Source organism: Undibacterium sp. FW305-107 (assembly GCF_058788535.1).
In genome coordinates, this window is the sequence record NZ_JBYTAV010000034.1 from 1 (window position 1) to 535 (window position 535).

General features: G+C 53.5%; 1 protein-coding gene. It reads right to left on the reverse strand.

The features are described 5' to 3' along the window. The coding region (locus AC3WQT_RS28910) for a M20/M25/M40 family metallo-hydrolase (RefSeq protein WP_492709480.1) at positions 1-535 on the reverse strand (535 nt) is incomplete at both ends.

The following is a 535-nucleotide window of genomic DNA, read 5'->3' on the forward strand; positions in this document are numbered from 1 at the left end:
CCAGAATCAGGGATTGCTGCATGGGCCATCTTGCCGTGCACGGTCACTTCCATCTGCAAACAGCCATTGTGTGCTGTGATGACCTGGTAAGAAAAACCAGCAGCAATCATCAGGTCCGGCTTGATCAAGTTATGCTTGAGCATCCAGCCGGGGCCGACTTCGCCACCAAATTCTTCATCATACGTAAATAACAACTCCAGTGTGCCTGCCTTGGGCTTGGCAACCGCTTCCAGTGCGCGCAGAGCAAAGGTGTAAGTCGAGAAATCGCATTTACTGACAGCTGTAGCACGGCCATAGATATTGCCGTTTTCTATTTCACCACCGTAAGGGTCTTTGGTCCAGCCTTCGCCTGGTGGCACCACATCGCCATGGGCATTGAGCAGCACAGTTTTGCCTGGGCCATAGTGGCGGCGCACCAGCAAATTGGTGATGCTTTGCAGGCCTGCTTCTTTGACTTCGCTATCCGGCACTGCATGTTTTTCTGCTGTGATGCCCATGTCCTGCAGCAGATCAGCGGTGCGTTCTGCATGTGGGG